General features: G+C 36.6%; 6 protein-coding genes. 1 reads left to right on the forward strand and 5 read right to left on the reverse strand.

Annotated elements, in window-relative coordinates; genetic code table 11:
• Positions 1 to 149 precede the first annotated feature (149 nt).
• Positions 150 to 2,276 (forward strand): 7TM diverse intracellular signaling domain-containing protein, encoded by a 2,127-nt coding sequence (locus QZ824_RS10415; protein ID WP_291275951.1) that lies wholly within the window; start codon positions 150 to 152, stop codon positions 2,274 to 2,276.
• 102 nt (positions 2,277 to 2,378) lie between these two features.
• Here the strand turns inward: QZ824_RS10415 and QZ824_RS10420 are convergent, their stop codons facing one another.
• The 5 genes from QZ824_RS10420 to QZ824_RS10440 form a co-directional block, all read right to left on the reverse strand.
• Positions 2,379 to 3,104, reverse strand: coding sequence for an IPT/TIG domain-containing protein (locus QZ824_RS10420; RefSeq protein ID WP_291275952.1), 726 nt, complete (start codon positions 3,102 to 3,104; stop codon positions 2,379 to 2,381).
• A gap of 251 nt (positions 3,105 to 3,355) precedes the next feature.
• A complete protein-coding gene (locus QZ824_RS10425; protein WP_291275953.1) occupies positions 3,356 to 3,964 on the reverse strand; it encodes a thioredoxin family protein in 609 nt (202 codons plus the stop codon).
• Between the two features lie 23 nt (positions 3,965 to 3,987).
• Positions 3,988 to 4,473 carry a TlpA disulfide reductase family protein gene (locus QZ824_RS10430; protein ID WP_291275954.1) on the reverse strand — a complete coding sequence of 162 codons (486 nt, stop codon included), beginning with the start codon at positions 4,471 to 4,473 and terminating at the stop codon, positions 3,988 to 3,990.
• 207 nt (positions 4,474 to 4,680) lie between these two features.
• On the reverse strand, positions 4,681 to 5,181 hold the full coding sequence (locus QZ824_RS10435; RefSeq protein ID WP_291275955.1) for an SRPBCC domain-containing protein: 501 nt from the start codon (positions 5,179 to 5,181) through the stop codon (positions 4,681 to 4,683).
• On the reverse strand, positions 5,171 to 5,497 hold the full coding sequence (locus tag QZ824_RS10440) for a metalloregulator ArsR/SmtB family transcription factor (RefSeq protein WP_291275956.1): 327 nt from the start codon (positions 5,495 to 5,497) through the stop codon (positions 5,171 to 5,173). Before QZ824_RS10440 ends, QZ824_RS10435 begins: the two co-directional genes overlap by 11 nt.
• Positions 5,498 to 5,679: the final 182 nt, after the last annotated feature.

Here is a 5,679-nt window from a genome sequence, read left to right on the forward strand (position 1 = left end):
ACACTGTTACTTTCAATTTTACTGTAAAAAAAACATTGATTTTTTTAAACGTTTGTTTGTTGATGCTGATTAAATAATTATTTTCATGTAAGAATAATATAATCACTTAATGTTATTCTTGCATGGCTAGTTTATTAAATTGAGAATGCATGAAGAGGATTGTTCTGTGGATGTTGATTTTGTTTTTACCCATTTATTCCCACTCAAAAACAGTTAAATATTATCAACACTCAGATAATATCCTCATAGGTGGATATTCAGAAATTTTTACAGATACCGCTGATACATGTACAATACAGGACGTCATGCAAACGGATAAATTCGTTGCTGCCAGCAATACCATTCCCAATCTGGGAATTTCTTCAAAAGCTTTTTGGGTGAAGTTTACGATTCAAAATGAATCTGACCTGAAGGAACTGCTCTTAGAATATGGACAGGTAATCGTAGATGAAATAAGTATCTATGTAGTCAATCCACAAAATAATAAGATTGTCTATACGTATCACGCCGGTGAACAATATAAGTTCAGCAAGCGCATGTATGATTATCCGACTTATATTTTTTCGATTCCAATTCAAAAGGGAGAAACAAAGAATGTTTACCTGCACCTTAAAAGCGGCGAAGAAATAGTCGTACCGGTAACACTGGGTTCTGCAACATCGATTTTAGACGCCAATCATGACAAAGGATTTATTTTTGGTATGTATAGCGGAATCATCTTTGTGATGTTTTTTTTCAATCTGTTTATATACTTCACCCTTAAAGACTCTATTTATCTGAAGTACGTCATATATGTCTTCTCCATTGGTATGGCACAGGCATCCTTGTTTGGATATTCATTTCAATACCTGTGGCCGACTTCTCCGTGGATGGCCAATCAAAGCGTCTATTTGTTTTCGTGCATTGCCAGCATCAGTGCATTGGAGTTTGCAAAAACATTTTTACAAATGAAAACACACACACCTATATTATACAAAGGCTCTTTTATTTTTACGTTTGCTTATATAGTAACTGAAATTTTATCGTTGGCAGGTTATTTCAACATCAGCTATTTTCTGGTGTTAACAAATGCAGGTTTGATTTGCGCCTACATACTTATGGTCGCTATTGTTATATTTAAAAGAGGCTTTAAACCTGCATTGTTCTTTTTAATAGCATGGACACCTTTGTTGCTTGGTATAATCATCAGTGTATTGAAAGATTTTGATATTCTGCCAGCTAATAATTTTACCAATTACACCATGGTAACAGGAACAGCACTTGAAGTAATACTGTTATCTTTTGCTTTGGCTGACAGAATAAATATTTTAAAAAGAGAGAAAGAAGAATCACAGGCTCAGGTTTTACAAGCTCTGTTGCAGAATGAACTCATTATTAAAAACCAGAATATTCTGTTAGAGAAAAAAGTTGAAGAACGAACAAAAGAATTGTCTGATACGATTGCTGATTTAAAACAAACACAGCAGCAATTGGTGAGCTCTGAAAAGATGGCTTCACTGGGGCATTTAACTGCCGGAATTGCGCATGAAATAAATAACCCTATTAATTATGTTGTATCCAATGTGAAACCCTTGAAGAAAGATCTTGAAGATATTTATGAACTGATACAGAAGTATGAAAACATAGATTCATTATCGGGTTTTCAAAATGAAATATCTGAAATCAATTCTTTTAAAAATGAAATTGATTATGCGTATTTGAAAAAAGAGATTGGAAGCTTATTGCAAGGCATTGAGGATGGAGCCGGGAAAACCGCCGATATTGTACAAGGACTTAAAGCATTTTCCAGAACGGATGAAAAGGTTTTTAAACGCGCAAACATCCTTGATGGAATTAATTCCAGCTTAACTCTCCTGAATACGGAGTTTTCAGGAGCTTCGATCGAGGTGATCAAAAACTTTTCAGATCTTCCGCAGATAGAATGTTACCCGGGCAAATTAAATCAGGTATTCATGAACATCCTGAATAATGCTGTTTTTTCCATTAAAGAAAATAAAGAACGTAAAGAAAAAGGACGGCTTATTATTACAGCTTACGCCGACAATCATAGAGTACATGTTAGCTTTAAAGACAATGGAACCGGTATTCCGGACGATGTTAAAGCAAAAGTTTTTGAACCGTTTTTTTCTACCAAAGAAGCTGGTAAAGGTGCGGGTTTAGGAATGTCCATTGCGTTTGAAATTATCCGTGAGCATAATGGAGATATTCAGTTGCATACGGAATATGGAGGAGGTAGTGAGTTTGTGGTAAGTCTGCCGGTAAACTATACAAGGTAATTGTAACGGTCGGGTCAATGAATTTATAAAAGAATAAGGGCTATAGGCTGTAAAAAGTCTTTCCATAAGCTAGACTTTTTGTTTTACAGCCTATAGCAAAATTTATTTAGCTGTAACGATGTATTGTTTGGCATCGTTGCAATCCACGTAATTCCCAACATATGCCTTAAGTTCTACGATCAGGTATGAACCGGCTAAATTGTTGGCATGATGACTAACATGAATGGTTTCACCAGCTTCTAATATATAATCTGCACCATTTACGATATACATGGAAAATCCGCCGGCTGCATTGTCTGAATTATCGTATTTATTATCTGCAGAAGTATAATTCTGGATAGTAGCATGCGTTAAATCAAGTGGGTTTGTTCCTGTGTTTTTAAGATCTACTGTGTAATTAATGGTGCCGCTGGTTTGGCTGGTAATGGTAAAATTACTGTATTGCAATTTAGCGAAGTCGGCACAGGTCATGTTTACATAACTGAATACAGGTTGGGAAGAAAAGGTTGTGCCCTTTACGGTAACCTTTACAGCGCCGCTGCTACTTGCCGGTACTTCAACCTGAATAGCGGTTCCTGTAGTACTTATAACGGTTGCGTCAACGCCATTAAAAGTTACAGCAATATCGCTCACTGTTGTACCGAATGTGCCGCCGGTAATTTCCAGAGACATTCCTTCTACACCGTGTGCCTTGGATAAGGTAAGCGTAGGTCCAGTATTTCCTGGTGCCGGATCGGAATCTTTTTTCTTTTTACAGGAATTTAATGCCAGCAGACTAGTCAATAAAAAAATAACCAGGCTGGATTTTTTATGTAAGAGAGCCATCATAAATAAGGTTAGTTATACGGTTGTGAAATGAATCGTATTTTAAGTATACTAAAAATACCTGGGCTAAGCAACCCGTTTCATGATTGGGATCAGTGTTGCAACAGGTAGCATGCTTTTTTCACTTGTAGAAATAAACAGTAAAACCAGTCGATATGAATATCAGACTGGTTTTATTGAAATCTGTTTAGAATAACTATTTATTATTAAGCCTGCAGATAATCATTTTTTATCCTGCAATTCTTTAATCATACTTATTTTTTCCACTTAATACCACAGCCAATCGCTTTTGTTGTAGTCGTTGGAACTTCTTTACCTGCCAGTAATGCGTCTACCGCTTGTTCCACATACTTCACGGTTACAGCAGAAGCATTGTCTGTGTTGTCATCAATTGCTCCGATGTATTTAACAATCAGGTCTGCATTTTCTTTCTTCAAAACAAATACATGTGGTGTTTTGCTGGCGCCATATGTTTTTGCAATCTCTTGTGTTTCGTCAACTAAATAGGGAAATGTAAATGATTTTTCCTTTGCTCTTTTCTTCATATTGGCAAAACTATCATCCGGGTAAGCTACAGCATCATTGGGATTGATCGCTACAACCGGATAACCAAGCTTGGAATATTTATTGTTTAGAGCGATGATACGGTCTTCGTACTTCATTGCATACGGACAATGATTGCAGGTAAATACAACGATAAAACCTTTTGCATCTTTTTTATCTGCAAGTGAAAATGTTTTGTCATCAATGTTTTTTAATTTGAAATCAATGGCTTTGTCACCAATCTGGTAACCTCCATCTGTTATAAAAGATGCAAACACAATGCTGATGCTAAGGGCTAGGAATACAATTATTTTTTTCATTGGATTAGAATTTATATGGTGAATTATGAATGATGAAGTTTTATTTTTTCGTTCAGTTCTGTTTGGTTGAGATCACCTTCATGGAAGAAAACCTTTTTACCATTCTTATAGAAAACAGTTGCAGGAATGGCACCATCCCAGCTGCTGTCAACCTGGTCGATCCATTTGTTGGGATCGCCGGCGTTTAATGAGTATACCTTGTTTTGTAAGTTCTTCTTTTTTACAAATGCTTCTACTTTGGCTTTCTCAGAAACAAAGTCAAGATTGATGAGCAGGATCTTAATTTTTTTATTGGTTGTATCTTTTGCCGCCTGTTCAAAGTAGGGAAGTTCTGCCACACACGGGCCGCACCAGGTTGCCCAGAAATTCACGATGTAGAGTGTGTCGTTTCCCGGTTGTATGGTTTTAGCTTGTAGTTGTTCCAGCGTGGTTGTTTCAATCTGTGCAAATGAAATATTGGGCAGGAATGCAACAACTACAAATAGGAGTAGATTGCAGATGAATTTCATAAATGAATGTTTACCTGAACAAGTAACGAATTATGTACAACAAATGAAACGTACAAAAAGCTTGTTAAAAGGAAGATACCTAAATACTAGATGGAAGACTGTAAAGCGTCGACAAAAGCAGGTAAAAAATAGATGGGAAAATTGAGACGATTTCATAAAAAATAACAGCCTGCATGTTGTATGCAGGCTGTTTCAAATAATATAGATTTATTTTTGTGCAGCAAGAACCCCATCCAGGTTTTCGAGGGCCATTAAGAAGCCTTCTTTGAAGCCCATGGAAATAATCATTTCCAGATCTTCCAGTTTTTCATACGTGAGTTCTACTTGCACAGTTGTACCAGCAGTTGTTTCGCTGAATGCAATTTTCCATTTGGTGCGCGGAAAATCCATATTCAATTTACCGTATGCATCACAAAAAGCATCCTGTAATTCAATTTTCTTTTGTGGATCGATGGATTTAAAATCTGCTCTTGCCCAGTGTTCTTCACCTTCAGGACCTACCATGGCATAGAGCCAGTACCCGCCTTCTTTAAAGTCCCGTGCTTTTGTTTTTGCTTTCCATGGTTTTGGTGCCCACCACTGATCAAGCAATTCTTTTTCTGTCCACGCTGCCCATACGTGTTTAAGAGGTGCAGCAAATTCTCGTGTAACGTTAATTTGATTTTTTCCTTTATCAACGGAAAAATCCATGAATAAACTACTTTTCATTTTCTTTGGTGTTCAGGTTGAGTAATACTTGATCCAGTTGAGAGAAGCGTTCTTCCCACAACTTTTTAAATTGTGCAAGCCAGTTGTCGATCTCTTTCATTTTGGTTACTTCCAGTTGATAGTATATTTCACGTCCGGTTTGTTTTTGATGTACCAGTTCACATTCAACAAGGATTTTAAGATGCTTTGATACAGCCTGCCGGGATGTATTGAAATGTTCGGCCAACGCATTCGGTGTCATTGCCTGCAGTGCAATAAGGGCCAGAATGGTTCTTCGTGTTGGATCAGCGATCGCCTGGAATACATCTCGTTTCATATTATCGTTTTTGGATTAGCAACTGATTGGTTGCAAATATATGCAACTTTTCGGTTGCGCAAGTGTTTTTTCGATTTAATTTTAAAATCCTTGAAATCGACTCTGAAAAGGCTTTTTTATAATCAAGAAGAAAAAAAGTCATTTGTGTAATGAGTACTTGCATAAATTAAATACGTATAAAT

The sequence above is a fragment of the Flavobacterium sp. genome, from assembly GCF_021151785.1.
Classification (GTDB): domain Bacteria; phylum Bacteroidota; class Bacteroidia; order Flavobacteriales; family Flavobacteriaceae; genus Flavobacterium.